Annotated in this window: 11 protein-coding genes; 1 reads left to right on the plus strand and 10 read right to left on the minus strand. The window is 73.0% G+C overall.

Going from position 1 to position 13,564, the window contains the following annotated elements; all coding sequences use genetic code 11:
- Positions 1–6: 6 nt before the first annotated feature.
- The 9 genes from AB0G32_RS08065 to AB0G32_RS08105 form a co-directional block, all read right to left on the minus strand.
- Positions 7–2,322 carry a molybdopterin cofactor-binding domain-containing protein gene (locus tag AB0G32_RS08065; RefSeq protein ID WP_361159802.1) on the minus strand — a complete coding sequence of 772 codons (2,316 nt, stop codon included), beginning with the start codon at positions 2,320–2,322 and terminating at the stop codon, positions 7–9.
- Positions 2,319–4,580 (minus strand): 2Fe-2S iron-sulfur cluster-binding protein, encoded by a 2,262-nt coding sequence (locus AB0G32_RS08070; protein ID WP_361159805.1) that lies wholly within the window; start codon positions 4,578–4,580, stop codon positions 2,319–2,321. The genes AB0G32_RS08065 and AB0G32_RS08070 overlap by 4 nt, the downstream gene beginning before the upstream one ends.
- On the minus strand, positions 4,577–5,470 hold the full coding sequence (locus AB0G32_RS08075) for an FAD binding domain-containing protein (protein WP_361159808.1): 894 nt from the start codon (positions 5,468–5,470) through the stop codon (positions 4,577–4,579). The genes AB0G32_RS08070 and AB0G32_RS08075 overlap by 4 nt, the downstream gene beginning before the upstream one ends.
- Before the next feature lie 161 nt (positions 5,471–5,631).
- Positions 5,632–7,257: a beta-N-acetylhexosaminidase gene (locus tag AB0G32_RS08080; protein WP_361159811.1), complete on the minus strand. Its 1,626-nt coding sequence runs from the start codon at positions 7,255–7,257 to the stop codon at positions 5,632–5,634.
- Positions 7,258–7,264: 7 nt separating this feature from the next.
- Positions 7,265–8,089, minus strand: coding sequence for a carbohydrate ABC transporter permease (locus AB0G32_RS08085; protein WP_361159814.1), 825 nt, complete (start codon positions 8,087–8,089; stop codon positions 7,265–7,267).
- Entirely contained in the window at positions 8,086–8,994 is a 909-nt protein-coding gene (locus AB0G32_RS08090) for a sugar ABC transporter permease (RefSeq protein ID WP_361159816.1), read from the minus strand. Before AB0G32_RS08090 ends, AB0G32_RS08085 begins: the two co-directional genes overlap by 4 nt.
- Positions 8,991–10,238 carry an extracellular solute-binding protein gene (locus AB0G32_RS08095; protein ID WP_361159819.1) on the minus strand — a complete coding sequence of 416 codons (1,248 nt, stop codon included), beginning with the start codon at positions 10,236–10,238 and terminating at the stop codon, positions 8,991–8,993. The genes AB0G32_RS08090 and AB0G32_RS08095 overlap by 4 nt, the downstream gene beginning before the upstream one ends.
- Before the next feature lie 242 nt (positions 10,239–10,480).
- Entirely contained in the window at positions 10,481–10,771 is a 291-nt protein-coding gene (locus AB0G32_RS08100) for a DUF3039 domain-containing protein (RefSeq protein WP_361159822.1), read from the minus strand.
- A gap of 30 nt (positions 10,772–10,801) precedes the next feature.
- The gene (locus tag AB0G32_RS08105; RefSeq protein ID WP_361159825.1) at positions 10,802–11,371 is read right to left on the minus strand and encodes a YqgE/AlgH family protein; all 570 of its coding nucleotides are present in this window, start codon (positions 11,369–11,371) and stop codon (positions 10,802–10,804) included.
- 255 nt (positions 11,372–11,626) lie between these two features.
- On the opposite strand from AB0G32_RS08105, the gene murA reads away from it, so the two are divergent.
- Positions 11,627–12,973 carry a UDP-N-acetylglucosamine 1-carboxyvinyltransferase gene (murA, locus tag AB0G32_RS08110; protein WP_361159828.1) on the plus strand — a complete coding sequence of 449 codons (1,347 nt, stop codon included), beginning with the start codon at positions 11,627–11,629 and terminating at the stop codon, positions 12,971–12,973.
- A 91-nt stretch (positions 12,974–13,064) separates the two neighbouring features.
- On the opposite strand, the gene AB0G32_RS08115 is transcribed toward murA, so the two are convergent.
- On the minus strand, positions 13,065–13,346 hold the full coding sequence (locus tag AB0G32_RS08115) for an HU family DNA-binding protein (protein WP_004987462.1): 282 nt from the start codon (positions 13,344–13,346) through the stop codon (positions 13,065–13,067).
- Positions 13,347–13,564: the final 218 nt, after the last annotated feature.

Below are 13,564 nucleotides of genomic sequence, written 5' to 3' on the forward strand. Positions count from 1 at the left end.
AACCGGTCAGCCCTCGGTGACCACGGCCGCCTGCGGCCGGATCGGCAGCCGGTTCACCGAACGCCCGGTCGCCGCGCGCACCGCCGACGCGACCGCCGCCGGGGACGCCACCACCGGCACCGCGCTGACCGCCTTCGCGCCGAACGGCGCGACCACGTCCCGCTCCTCCACCAGCTTCACGATCCGGATCTCCGGGGTGTCCAGGGAGGTCGGGAGGGCGTAACCGGTGAGGTCGGGGTGGCGGATCAGACCGCGCGGGGTACGGAGGTTCTCGGTCAGCGCGATGCCCACGCCCTGGGTGACGCCCGCCTCGATCCGGGTGGTCAGCTGGGCGGGGTTGAGGATCCGGCCGACGTCCTGGGCCACCGCCAGCTCCACCACCCGTACCGAACCCAGTTCGATGTCCACGTCCACCACCGCGCGGATCGCGCAGAACGACATGCCGACGAAGGCGTCGCCCTGACCGGACTCGTTCAGCGGCTCGGTGGGGTGCGGCCGGCACTGGGCGGTGGCCCACAGCTCCTTGCCGTCCAGCGCCTCGGTGACCGTCGTGGACAGCACCCCGTCGTACGAGGTGATCTTGCCGTCGGTGATCTGCAACAGCTCGGTGGACATCCCGAACTTGTGGGCGAGGGGCTGCAGCAACTGAGTACGGACCATCTTGGCCGCCCGTTCCACCGCACCCCCCGACACCCACGTGTGCCGGCCCCGGCAGCCCGGACCGGCCGGCGGCTGATCGGTGTCGACGGGCGCGACGTGCACCTCGTCGATGCCGAGCGTCTCCTGCACGATCTGCCGGGCCAGCGTGGCGAACCCCTGCCCGGTCTCGACGGCGGCGCACAGCACCGTCGCCACCCCGTTCTGCACCTTCACCGTCGCCGTGGAGACCTCGTCCGCGCCCTCCGCGCCGAGCATGTGCACCATGCCGATGCCATAGCCCACGCCCCGGCGCACCGCGCCCGGTTCGCCCGCGCCCTCGGGGCCGCCGGGCAGCAGCCACTCGTCGGCGGGCGTGTCCTTGGGCAGCGCGGGCAGCGGGAAGTCGCGTACCGCTGCCAGCAGTTCCGCGACCGGCGCCGGGCAGGTCACCGTCTGGCCGGTGGGCAGCACGTCACCGGTGGCCAGGACGTTGCGCAGGCGCACCTCGGCCGGGTCCAGCCCCAGCTTCTTGGCGATCTTGTCCATCTGCGCCTCGTACGCCGCGCACACCTGCATGGCGCCCTCGCCGCGCACGTGCCCGGACGGCGGGTTGTTGGTCCGCACCGCCCAGCCCTCGATGAACGCGTTCGGGACGACGTAGGGGCCGCAGGCGAAGGCGACGGCGGCGGCCAGCGCCTCGGCGGAGGTGTCGGCGTACGCGCCCGCGTCGAGCAGGATCTGCGCCTCGACCTTGACCAGCCGGCCCTCGGCGTCCGCGTGGTGGCGGTAGCGCAGCAGGGTGGGGTGGCGGTGCACGTGACCGAGGAAGGACTCCTCGCGGGTGGCGGTCAGCTTCACCGGGCAGCCGGTCTTCAGCGCCAGCAGGCCGAGCGGCAGCTGGAAGCCCTGGTCCTCGCGGTCGGCGGTGGCGCCGGGCACGCCGGTGACGACGACCTTGACCTGCTCGGGCGGCAGCCCGAAGGCGGCGGCGGCGGTGTCCCGGTCGGTGTGCGGGTCGGTGGAGGCCAGGTACAGCTCCACGCCGCCGTCCGGGCGGGGCACGGCGAGGCCCGCCTCGGCGCCGATCGGGGCGGGGTCCTGGCGGCCGATGCGGTACAGGCCCTCGGCGACGACCTCGCCGGCCGCCTCCGGGTCACCGTGCCGCAGCGGGATGTGCCGGATCAGGTTGCCGTCGGGGTGCAGCGGCTCCGCCTCGAACGCCTGCTCGGGGTCGGTGACCGGGTCGAGCACCTCGTACTCGACGATGACGGCCGCCGCCGCCATCCGCGCGGTGTCCGGGTGGTCGGCGGCGACGGCGGCGATGGGCTCGCCGTGGTGCCGTACCACCTCGGCGGCGAAGACCGGCCGGTCGGCTCTGCCGCGTCCGTGCAGCGCGGCGCCCGGCACGTCCTCGTGCGTGACGACCGCCCGTACGCCGGGCATCTCGCGCGCGTGGGTGGTGTCGACGGACACGATCCGCGCGTGCGGGTGCGGGGAGCGCAGCACGGCCGCCCAGAGCAGGCCCTCGGCCCACAGGTCGGCGGCGTAGGGGAAGGTGCCCTCGGTCTTGGCGCGGGCGTCGGCCGGGTGCAGGGAGGCGCCGAGGCCGTGCGCGAGGGGCTCGGGGGCGGGGGCGGTCTCCGTGGTCGCCGCGGCCTGGGCGGTGGCTGCCTCGTTGCTCACGCCTGGCCTCCGTCGTCCTGGCCGTGGGGGTGGTCGTGGGGGTGGTCGTGCGGTTCCCGGGGGTGCGGGCCGGCTGAGCCCTGGGGGTCGAACGCCGACGGGTTGACGCCGCCGGCGCCGGGACCGGCCTGGTGCGGGATACGGGCCTCGCCGGCCTCCGCGGCGTCCGCGTCCGCCTCGGCGCTCGCCTCGCGCTCGGCGACCACCTCGTCGACGGCCCGCAGGAAACCGCGGTAGCCGGAGCAGCGGCACAGGTTGCCGCAGAGCGCCTGGCGGGTCTCCAGCTCGGTCGGGGCGGGGTTGCCCTCCAGCAGGTCGTGCATGGTCATCGCCATGCCGGGCACGCAGAACCCGCACTGCACCGCCCCGCACCGGGCCAGCGCGCGCTGTACGTCGGAGGGCTGTCCGTCGGCGGCCAGGCCCTCGACGGTACGGACCTCGCTGCCCGCCGCGGTCACCGCCGGGACCAGGCAGGAGGCGACGAGGCGGCCGTCGACCTGCACGTTGCAGGCGCCGCACTCGCCCTGCGAGCAGCCGTCCTTGGCGCCCGCGAGGCCGAGCCGCTCACGCAGCACGTAGAGCAGCGACTCGCCGATCCAGGCGTCGGTGACGGGCCGGTCGGTGCCGTTGACGCGCAGCACGTAGGAGGCGAGGGGGTGTTCCTCGTGGAGGGGGCCGGGAGGCGTGGGGCCGTCGGCGCCCTCGGGCTCCTCGGGGGCGGGGTCCGGCGGGCCGGGTTCGGAGTCGGACTCGGGCACGGGATCGGGATCGGGCGCGGGATCGGCTTCCGCCGCCTCCGCCTCCGCTTCCGTCGCCGCCTCGGTGTCCGGGTCCGGCTCGGCTTCGGTCGCCGTCTCGGTCGCGTCCCGCGCGTCGGGTTCGGCCGCCGGCTCCGGGGACGGGGCCTCGCGCGCCGGGGCGACGGGCGGCACGGGCTCCTCGGCGGCCTCGGGCGCGGTCTCGGCCGCGTCGGCCGGGGCCGGTGCCTCGGGCGGCTCAGCGGGGCCCTCAGCGGCCTCCTGGACTCCCTGGGTCTCCTGGGCTCCCTGCGCCCCCTGGGCCTCGTCCGTCACCGTCCCGCCGGGCACCGGCTCGGCACCGGACTCGGCCACCGGCCCGGCGACGGACTCGCCGCCGGCCTCGGCCGCGGGCCGCAGGTAGGGCCGTACGTCCGGGAACGGCCGTTCGTCCGGGAACGCCTGCCCCTGCGGATACGTCCGCTCGTCCGGGCCCGGCTGCTCCGGCGCGAACCGCCGCCCGTCCGAGTACCGCTGCTCCTCCGCGTACCGCTGCTGCTCCTGGTGGTACCGCTGCTCGTCCGGGTACCCCTGCCCCTCCGCGAACGACTGCTCCTCCGCGAACGCCTGCTCCTCGGGGAACGCCTGCGGCTGCGGCGCCGGAGCACCGCCCTGAACCGTTTCCGCGCCGGCCTCCGGGGCGGCCTCCTGGATGCCCTGCGCGCCGTAGTCGGGACCGAAGTCCGCGCGGGCACCGGCGCCGTACTCCGGACCGAAGCCGGTCTCCGGCTCCCCGGCCCGGGCGCCCCACGGCGCGCCCGCCGCCTGGGTCGCCCACGGGGCGGGCGCGCCGCCCGGCAGGGTGGCCGGCGGGGTGCCGCCCCACTGCTCGACCAGGGACGACGTGGTGAACTCGCCGGACTCGTCCGGCAGGTCGCCGCCGGCCACCGGGATGGACCACTGTCCGGTCACGTCGTGGCCGGGCGCGGGCGCGCCCTGCTCCTCGGCGACCGCCTCACCGAAGTCCCACTGGCTGGTGGCGCCCGGGTGGTAGGCGAACCGGTCGTCCTGTGCCGCGTGCGGATCGTGCCCCGCGTACGGGGCGCCGACCCCGTACTGCCCGTGCCCGGCCGTCCCGTACGGGTCCTGCCGCGCCGCGCCGTACGCCTGCGCCGGGTCCGCGCTCCCGTACTGCTGGGCGGCGTCCGGGTCACCGTACGACGGCTGGCCCGGCGTTGGTGCCTGCCACTGCGTGCCGTCCACCGGTGCCGACGGCATCGGCCAGCCGCCGGTGTCGGCGGGGTCGGTGCCGGCGGCGGGGGCGACCGTGATCTGCGGGGGCACGAAGCCGTGGCCGGGCGCCGCGAGCGGACTGCCGGCGGCGTCCAGGAGGGCGTCGATGCCGCCCTCGGGGAGCTGGACGAAGGCGGTGGCGCCGTCGTCGTAGTCGCCCTGGGGCAGCGGGTCCCAGCGGCTGCCGCCGCCCTGGGGCGTGCCCTCTCCCTGCTGGTCGTCGGTCACGACAGCGCCCTCCCCAGTGCTCGTCGGGCCAGCGCGGCCACGGTGCGCCGCAGGTGCAGTACGGCGGGCGGAAGCTGCGGTACGGACCCGTCCTCGGCGGGCGCCGGGTCCGGGATGCAGGCCGCGGCGACGTACTCGCCGAAGGCGGCCAGTGCCTCCGGGACGATCGCGCGGTTGTTGTCCCAGTCGATGAGCTGCGCCACCCACTGCTCGGCCTCCAGCGGGCGCAGCGGCATCGGCGCTATGGCACCGACCGCGCACCGCACCCCGCGCCGGGCCGGGTCCAGGACCAGCGCCACGGAGGCGACCGCGCGCCCGGGGCCGGTGCGGCCGGTGGCCTTGAGGAAGACCTGCGGGGCGTGCAGCAGCGGCACCCGGACGTAGCCGATGAGTTCGCCCGCCCGCAGCATCTCCACGCCGGCCAGCAGGTGGGAGACCGGGATCTCGCGGCGGGCGCCGCCCTGGCCCGCGATGATCAGGGTCGCCTCCAGGGCGGCCAGCACCGGCAGCGCGTCGCCGGTCGGGGCGGCCGAGGCGACGTTGCCGCCCAGCGTGCCCGCGTTGCGGATCTGCGGCGGTCCGGCGGCGCGCGCGGCGGCGGCCAGCGCCGGGATGAGGGCGGCGAAGTCGGGGCGGCCCATGCGGGCGTGGGTGAGTCCGGCGCCGAGCAGCGCGTGGCCGTCCTGGTACTGCCAGCCGCGGATCTCGCTGATCCGGCCGAGGCCGACCAGCGCGGCGGGCCTGAGCTGGCCGGAGTTGACGGCGGCCATCAGGTCGGTGCCGCCCGCGACCGGCACGGCGGCGGGGCGTTCGGCGAGCGCGCCGACGGCCTCGTCCAGTGTTGTGGGCAGCGTGACGGCCTGCGCCGCCTGCGGTGCGTGCGTACTCAAACCGCTGCCCCTTCCCGCTGTCCCACTGGTCCCGCCCGTGCGCCGTACGGTACGTGCTGACAGGGCGGACGTGGCAACTCTGGCACATCATCGCAGCACCCGGACGCGGGGGTCCGCTAGGAGGCATTCGCCCACCTCGCGGAAGAGATGGGCGGTTTGAGTCACTTGTTCGGAGGCGGCCCCTCGATCGGGCGGCCGGGGACCCCGGGGCGCCGCTGCCACGGCCGGGGTCCGGTGGGCGGCCGGTAGCCGACGCCCAGGGCGTCAAGTCGCGCGTAGTGGCCGGTCATCCGGTGCTCGAAGGCGGTGAAGTCCCGGTCCGCCGGGGCGGGCAGCGCGCTCCAGGCGACCTCGGCGAAGGCGGCGAGCCGCGGGAAGGCCTGGTAGTCGACCCGGGCCGGGCTCTCCATCACCTCGGTCCAGACGTTGGCCTGGGTGCCGAGCACCCGCCCGGCCTCCGCCGCCGTCAGCTCCGGTGGAACGGGTTCAAACCGGTAGACGTCCTCCAGGGTGCGGACGAACCCGATCGGCACCGGTTCGTCGGCGCCGCCGTGCTGCCGGTGGTCCAGGTAGACGTGCTGCTCGGGGCACATGACGACGTCGTGTCCGGCGCGCGCGGCGGCGATGCCGCCCTGGTAGCCGCGCCAGGAGGAGACCGCGGCGCCGGGCGCGAGGCCGCCCTCCAGGATCTCGTCCCAGCCGATGAGCCGGCGTCCGCGCGCGGCCAGCCAGGTGCTGAAGTGCCCGATGAACCACGCCTGCAAAGCGTCCTCGTTGGCCAGCCCCAGATCCGCCATCCGCGCCTTCGCGGTCGCCGACCGGCGCCACTGTTCCTTGGGGCATTCGTCGCCGCCGACGTGAATGAACTCCGAGGGGAAGAGATCGAGGAGTTCCTCGAACACACCCTCGTAGAAACGCAGCGTGTTCTCGGTGGGGGCGAGGACGTTCGGGGAGATCCCCCAGGTGTCCCAGACGCCGAGCGCGGCGGTGTCGACGACGTCGGTGTTGCCGAGTTCGGGATAGGCGGCGACGGCGGCCTGCGAGTGGCCGGGGACGTCGATTTCGGGGACGACGGTGATGTGCCGTTCGGCGGCGTAGGCGACGATCTCCCGGATGTCGTCCTGGGTGTAGAAACCGCCGTGCGGCTTGTCGTCCCACAGCGGTGAGGCGCGGTGGCCGAATTTGGTGCGGGAACGCCAGGCGCCGGTCTCGGTGAGCTTCGGGTACCGCTGGATCTCGATCCGCCAGCCCTGGTCGTCGGTGAGGTGGAAGTGGAAGACGTTGAGTTTGTGCGCGGCCATCAGGTCGAGATAGCGCAGCACGCCGTCCTTGGGCATGAAGTGCCGGGCCACGTCCAACATCAGGCCGCGCCAGCGGAACCGGGGGGCGTCCGCGACGTCGACGGCGGGCAGTTCCCAGTCCCGGCCCGGCCGCAGCGGGGCCTGTCGGAAGGCGTCCGGCCCGAGCAGCTGCCGCAGGGTCTGGGTGCCCCAGAACACCCCGGCCGCGCTGCCGCCCCGGATCCGCACCGGGTACTCGCCGGTGCCGAGGCGGTAGCCCTCGGCCGGCAGCGCCGGGTCGATGGCCAGCTCGATCCGTTCCGGCCCGTCCCCCTGCGCGAACGCCAGCCCGGTCGCCGCGCCGAGCGTCGCCCGCAGCCGGCGCGCGACCCCCTCGGTACCGGCCCCGGCCACCAGCCGTGTCGCCGGTCCCAGCCGCACCCCGCTCCCGGTCGCGCCCGCGACCGCGCTCCGCACCTGTGGCACGAACCCGAATTCGACCGACATACGAACCTCAATCCTTGACCGCTCCGCCGAGGCCGGAGACGAGCCGCCGTTGCACGAGTACGAAGAGGACCAGCACCGGAATCGTCATCACCGTGGACGCGGCCATCACGCCGCCCCAGTCGGGGTCGTCCGGTTTGTAGAAGACCAGCAGCGCCATCGGCAGCGTCGACTGCGAGGTGTCGCTGATGATGAACGACTTGGCGAACAGGAAGTCGTTCCAGGTGGAGATGAAGGAAAACACGCTGGTGGCCACCAGGCCCGGGAAGACCAGCGGGAAAAGGACCTGCCACAGGAATCGCGCCCGGCTCGCCCCGTCCAGGTAGGCGGCCTCCTCCAGGGCCTCGGGCACGGCTTTCACGAAACCCCGCAGCATCCAGATCGCGAAGGGCAGCGAGAAGGCGATGTGCGGCAGGATCAGCGACCCGAGGGTGTTCAACTGGCCGAGGTCGCGCATGAGGAAGAACAGCGGGATGGTGAGCGCTTCCACGGGCACCATCTGGGCCACCAGGAACATGATCAGCAAGGTGGTCCGGAAACGGAACCGGAATCGCGTCACGGCGGTCGCGGCGAGAAACGCGATCAGCCCCGAGGCGATCACGACGGCCCCCGCGACGAGCAGACTGTTGCCGAAGTAACGGCCGAATTCCTGCTGCCCGAACACCCGCCGGAACGAGTCGAGGGACGGCGCCAGGGTCCACGGGCGCGGCGAACTCGACTCGATCTCCCCGGCCGGTCTGAACGCGCTCAGCACCATCCAGTACAGCGGCAGCGCGACGACGACCGCGATCAGCAGCGCGGACGCCTCGGCGGCGAACCTCCACGGACGTCTCACAGTTCCTCCCCCCGCCGCCGCAGCAGCCGCAGTTGGCCGAGGGTCACGGCGAGCAGGATCAGCAGCATCACGACGCCGATCGCCGAACCGAGGCCGTACTGCGAGGAGGCGAACGCCTTCTGGTACGCGTAGACGTTCAGCACGAGGTTCTGCCCGGCGATCCCGCCGCCGCCGGTCATCACGTAGATCTGGGTGAAGACCTTGAAGTCCCAGATCACCGACTGGATGGTGACGACCAGCAGGATCGGCCGCAGCAGCGGCGCCAGCACGGACCGCCAGATCCGCCACTGCGAGGCACCGTCCAGCGCGGCGGCCTCCAGCACCTCGGCGGGGACGGCGCGGATGCCGGCGTAGACGGTGACCATCACGAACGGGAAGGAGCACCAGACCACTTCGAGCAGCACCAGCAGGAAGGCGCTGTACCGCCCGTAGGTCCAGGAGTGGTCGCCGAGCCCGAGAAACCGGTTGACCGGCCCGAAATCCGGGTCGAACAGCAGCAGCCACACTGTCGACCCGGTGACCGCGGGCGTCGCCCAGGCCCCCAGCGCGGCCAGCATCAGCACCAGCCGCGGCACCGCCCGCACCCGGGTCAGCAGCACGGCGAGCGCGCACCCGACGGCGAGCGTGCACACCACACAGGCAGCGGCGAACACCACGGTGGCCAGCAGCACCCGCCAGAACTCGGCGTCCCCGAACAGTTCGCGGTAGTTCCCGAGCCCGCGGAAGCTGGTGGGCACCCCGCCGCTCACCTGGGCCTGCGTGTACTCCAGGAAGGAGATCAGCCCGAGCTGGTAGACGGGGTAGACGAGCAGCCCGCCGAGGACGACGAGAGCGGGGGCGAGATACAGCCAGGGGGTACGGGCCTGCCCCGGGGGGCGCAGCCGCACCCGGGGTTCAGCCGTCACAGCGCGGAACCGATCTTCGCCGCCGCGTCCTCCGCCGCCGCGGCGACCCCCTTGCGGCCGCTCACGACCTCCTGGTACATCGTCGGCAGCACCAACGACGAGTCGACCTCGGCCCAGCCGGGCGCCACCGGCACGAACTCCGTCCCGGCGTTCAGCGTCTCGACGAACGGCCGCACGAACGGCTCGGCCGCCGCCACCTCCCCCCGCACGTCCGCGAACGTCGGCAGGAACCCCATCGCGTCGAACAGCTCCCGCTGCGTCGCCTTCGAGGCGAGCCGCTTCATCAGGTCCACGGCCAGCGTGCGATGCGACGTGGACCGCAGCACGCCCACGTTGTTGCCGCCCGCGAAGGCCGGCGCGATCGACCCCGGCGCCACCCCCGGCAGCGGCACCACCGCGTACTTCCCGCGCACCGCCCCCGCCTGCACGGCGGCATGGCTGAAGTCGCCCCCGATCGCCATCCCGGCCTTGCCCGCGGCGAACGCCGTCACCGTGTCGTTGCCGCCCATCCCGGCGCACTTCGCGGCGGGACAGTTGGCGTCGCCGAAGAGGTCGGTGTACGCCTCGATGCCCGCGCGCGAGGCCGCGCTGTCCAGGTCGGTCAGGTCGCCGCCGTGGGCCCACAGGAACGGCAGCGCGCCGTACGTGTACGCGCCGCCGACGGCGAGGCCGTACAGGCCGGGTTCGGCGGCCCGGATCTTCCTGGCGGTGGCGGCCAGTTCCGCCAGCGACCGGGGCGGTTCCAGGCCCAGTTCCGCGAAGAGGTCCGTGCGGTAGTACAGGGCGCGGACGCCGACGAAGAGCGGCGCGCCGTACACCTTGCCGTCCACCGTGACCGACCGGCGGGCCGTCGGGTCGGTGTCCTTCGCCTCGTCCCAGGCGCCGAACTCGGCGGTGACGTCGGCGAGTCCGCCGTCCGCGACATAGCCGGCGGTGTCGGTGTTGCCGTACTCGACGACGTCGGGCGCGGAGCCGGGGTCGTTGAAGGCGGCCTTGATGCGCTGGGCGCGGGTCTCCACGGGGATGTACTCGACGGTGACGTCGGTGCCGGCGTGCGCCTTCTCGAAGCCGGCCACCACCGCGTCGACGACCTTCTCCTTGGGCTGGTTGCCGACCTCCTGGAAGAGCCAGACCCGCAGGGTGCCGGTCGCCTCGTCCCCGCCGGAGCCGCCGGAGGTACCCGGCGCGCAGGCGGTGGCGGCGATGACGGTGAGCAGTAGAGCCAGTCGGACGGGGAGCTTCATGCAGCGGTCCTCCGAGAACAGGCGTTGCAACATACGCAATGGCGGTTTCGCTCTGCACAACACCATGGAGGCTAAGTACTACATGCACATGCCCACAAGAGGTCTGAACCATTTCCCGGACAGGCGAGAGCCCCCGGAGCGCGCGCACCGCACGCCCGGGGGCTCTCGAACCGAAAGAAGCCGGAACCGATAAGAAGCCGGAACCGATAAGGAGCCGGAACCGATAAACAGCCGGCGGGAAGCTACTTCTTGTCGCCGCCCTTGCCCTTGCCCTCGTCCCCGCCGCCGCTCATGGACTCGTAGATCTCCTTGCACATGGGGCACACCGGGTACTTCTTCGGGTCGCGGCCCGGTACCCACACCTTGCCGCACAGCGCCACGACGGGCGTGCCGTCGAGGGCGCTCGCCATGATCTTGTCCTTCTGGACGTAGTGGGCGAAGCGCTCGTGGTCACCGTCGCCGTGGGACACCTGTGGCGTCGGCTCTACGAGGGTCCCCGTACCAGTCCCGCGCTCGGGCTCAAGAGTGCTCATAACCGCCAAGGGTACTGAAGCGGGCCGGCTTCAGTTGAGCGAAGGGTCGTCCGGGTACGTCGCCACCATCGCCAGTTCGCTGCGCTGACGGCGCAGCACCTCGCGCCAGAGCCGCTCGGGCAGCGGCGCGGAGACGTCACCGGGCTCCGACTCGACCACGTACCAGGCGCCCTCGGCCAGTTCGTCCTCCAGCTGACCGGGGCCCCAGCCGGCGTACCCGGCGAAGATCCGCAGCGAGCCGACCGCCCGGGCCAGCAGTTCCGGCGGCGCCTCCAGGTCGACCAGGCCGATCGCGCCGTGCACCCGGCGCCAGCCCAGCGGGTCGCCGCCGTCGCCGTCGCCGGGCACCACGGCCACGCCGAGCGCGGAGTCCAGGGAGACCGGACCGCCCTGGAAGACGACGCCGGGGTCGCCGGCCAGCTCCGCCCAGCCGTCCAGGATGTCGCCCACCCCGACCGGGGTCGGGCGGTTGAGGACGACACCGAGGGAGCCCTCCTCGTCGTGGTCGAGGAGCAGCACCACCGCACGTTCGAAGTTCGGGTCCGCCAGGGCGGGTGTGGCCACGAGCAGCCGCCCTGTGAGCGAGGACACCTCGGTCATGCCTGACATGATCCCGCATCCTGCGCCGCGGTGGGGAGGCAATCGGGGGCACCGGAGTGAACGCAGCTCAGGCGGCACCCCGGCACGCCCCGTCGCACGCCCGTCCGCCGTGACCCCATGTGCCCGGCGGTGCACCGTTCGTGTTGTGACAGAACCATGAAGTGCCTGTGCGGTCCTGGGCTTACGGCCCCCGGCCGATGGACCATTACCCTTTCCCTTCTGGCCCCTGCCCCACCCCAACGGAACGCGAGATTCATGACCGTCAACGGCGCTGATGACGTACTGCTTGTCCACGGCGGGACCCCGCTGGAGGGCGAGATCCGTGTCCGCGGTGCGAAGAACCTCGTACCGAAGGCCATGGTGGCCGCGCTCCTCGGCAGCGCGCCGAGCCGGCTGCGCAATGTGCCGGACATCCGCGACGTGCGGGTCGTACGCGGCCTGCTGCAACTGCACGGGGTGACGGTCCGTCCGGGCGACGAACCGGGTGAGCTGGTGCTCGACCCGACCCATGTGGAGAGCGCCAACGTCGCCGACATCGACGCGCACGCGGGCTCCAGCCGCATCCCGATCCTGTTCTGCGGCCCGCTGCTGCACCGCCTGGGCCACGCCTTCATCCCGGGCCTGGGCGGCTGCGACATCGGCGGGCGGCCCATCGACTTCCACTTCGACGTGCTGCGGCAATTCGGCGCGACCATCGAGAAGCGGGCGGACGGGCAGTACCTGGAGGCCCCGCAGCGGCTGCGCGGCACCAAGATCCGGCTGCCGTACCCGTCGGTCGGCGCCACCGAGCAGGTGCTGCTGACGGCGGTGCTCGCGGAGGGCGTCACGGAGCTGTCCAACGCGGCCGTCGAGCCGGAGATCGAGGACCTGATCTGCGTACTGCAGAAAATGGGCGCGATCATCGCGATGGACACCGACCGGACCATCCGGATCACCGGCGTGGACGAGCTGGGCGGCTACAACCACCACGCCCTCGCGGACCGCCTGGAGGCCGCCTCCTGGGCGTCGGCGGCGCTGGCGACCGAGGGGAACGTCTACGTCCGCGGCGCCCAGCAGCGCTCGATGATGACGTTCCTGAACACCTTCCGCAAGGTGGGCGGCGCCTTCGAGATCGACGACGAGGGCATCCGGTTCTGGCACCCGGGCGGCCGGCTGAAGTCCATCGCCCTGGAGACGGACGTGCACCCCGGCTTCCAGACCGACTGGCAGCAGCCGCTGGTGGTGGCGCTCACCCAGGCCACCGGCCTGTCCATCGTGCACGAGACGGTCTACGAGTCCCGGCTCGGCTTCACCTCGGCGCTCAACCAGATGGGCGCGCACATCCAGCTCTACCGGGAGTGCCTGGGCGGCTCCGACTGCCGCTTCGGCCAGCGCAACTTCCTGCACTCGGCGGTCGTCTCCGGACCGACCCGCCTGGAGGGCGCCGACCTGGTCATCCCCGACCTGCGCGGCGGCTTCTCGTACCTGATCGCGGCGCTGGCCGCCCAGGGCACCTCCCGGGTGCACGGCATCGACCTGATCAACCGGGGCTACGAGAACTTCATGGAGAAGCTCGTGGAACTGGGCGCGAAGGTGGAACTGCCGGGCAAGGCACTGGGCTGACCGGTACGCGAAGGGGCGGCCACCCGGAGGTGGCCGCCCCTTCGGCGTCTCTACGCCTTGTACGCCGTGCGGTGACGGACGTACGGCGGGGTCACTTGCCCTTGGCGGCTTCCTTCAGCTTGGAGCCCGCGGAGACCTTCACGCTGTAACCGGCCGGGATCTGGATCGGCTCGCCGGTCTGCGGGTTGCGGGCGGTACGAGCGGCACGGTGGGTGCGCTCGAAGGTCAGGAAGCCGGGGACGGTGACCTTCTCGTCGCCCTTGGAGACGATGTCGCCGACGACCTCGGCGAACGCGGCCAGTACGGCGTCGGCGTCCTTGCGGGTCACCTCGGCACGGTCGGCCAGCGCGGCCACCAGCTCACTGCGGTTCATGTTGTTACTCCCGTGTTCTTCTTGCCGTTGAGGCGTGGCACGCGGCGTAGCCGCATGTTGGGCAGGTCCGTCGCCAGACCCACGCGCCCAGGGAGGCATCCTGCCTCTACCTGCGGCGGTAAAGCCAATCCGGCACCCGCAGGAGTCACGAGAACACCCTTGGGAGTCACACGAAGAGACTGCCCGGGCACGGCCGCCCACCCTAAAGGACCGCCGCG

This window comes from Streptomyces sp. NPDC023723, from assembly GCF_040639815.1.
Taxonomy (GTDB): domain Bacteria; phylum Actinomycetota; class Actinomycetes; order Streptomycetales; family Streptomycetaceae; genus Streptomyces.

Coding starts and splice junctions, on each gene's coding strand:
- murA (WP_361159828.1), top strand. CDS start 11,627: ATGACCGTCAACGGCGCTGATGACGTACTGCTTGTCCACGGCGGGACC.
- AB0G32_RS08100 (WP_361159822.1), bottom strand. CDS start 10,771: ATGAGCACTCTTGAGCCCGAGCGCGGGACTGGTACGGGGACCCTCGTA.
- AB0G32_RS08115 (WP_004987462.1), bottom strand. CDS start 13,346: ATGAACCGCAGTGAGCTGGTGGCCGCGCTGGCCGACCGTGCCGAGGTG.
- AB0G32_RS08095 (WP_361159819.1), bottom strand. CDS start 10,238: ATGAAGCTCCCCGTCCGACTGGCTCTACTGCTCACCGTCATCGCCGCC.
- AB0G32_RS08080 (WP_361159811.1), bottom strand. CDS start 7,257: ATGTCGGTCGAATTCGGGTTCGTGCCACAGGTGCGGAGCGCGGTCGCG.
- AB0G32_RS08105 (WP_361159825.1), bottom strand. CDS start 11,371: ATGACCGAGGTGTCCTCGCTCACAGGGCGGCTGCTCGTGGCCACACCC.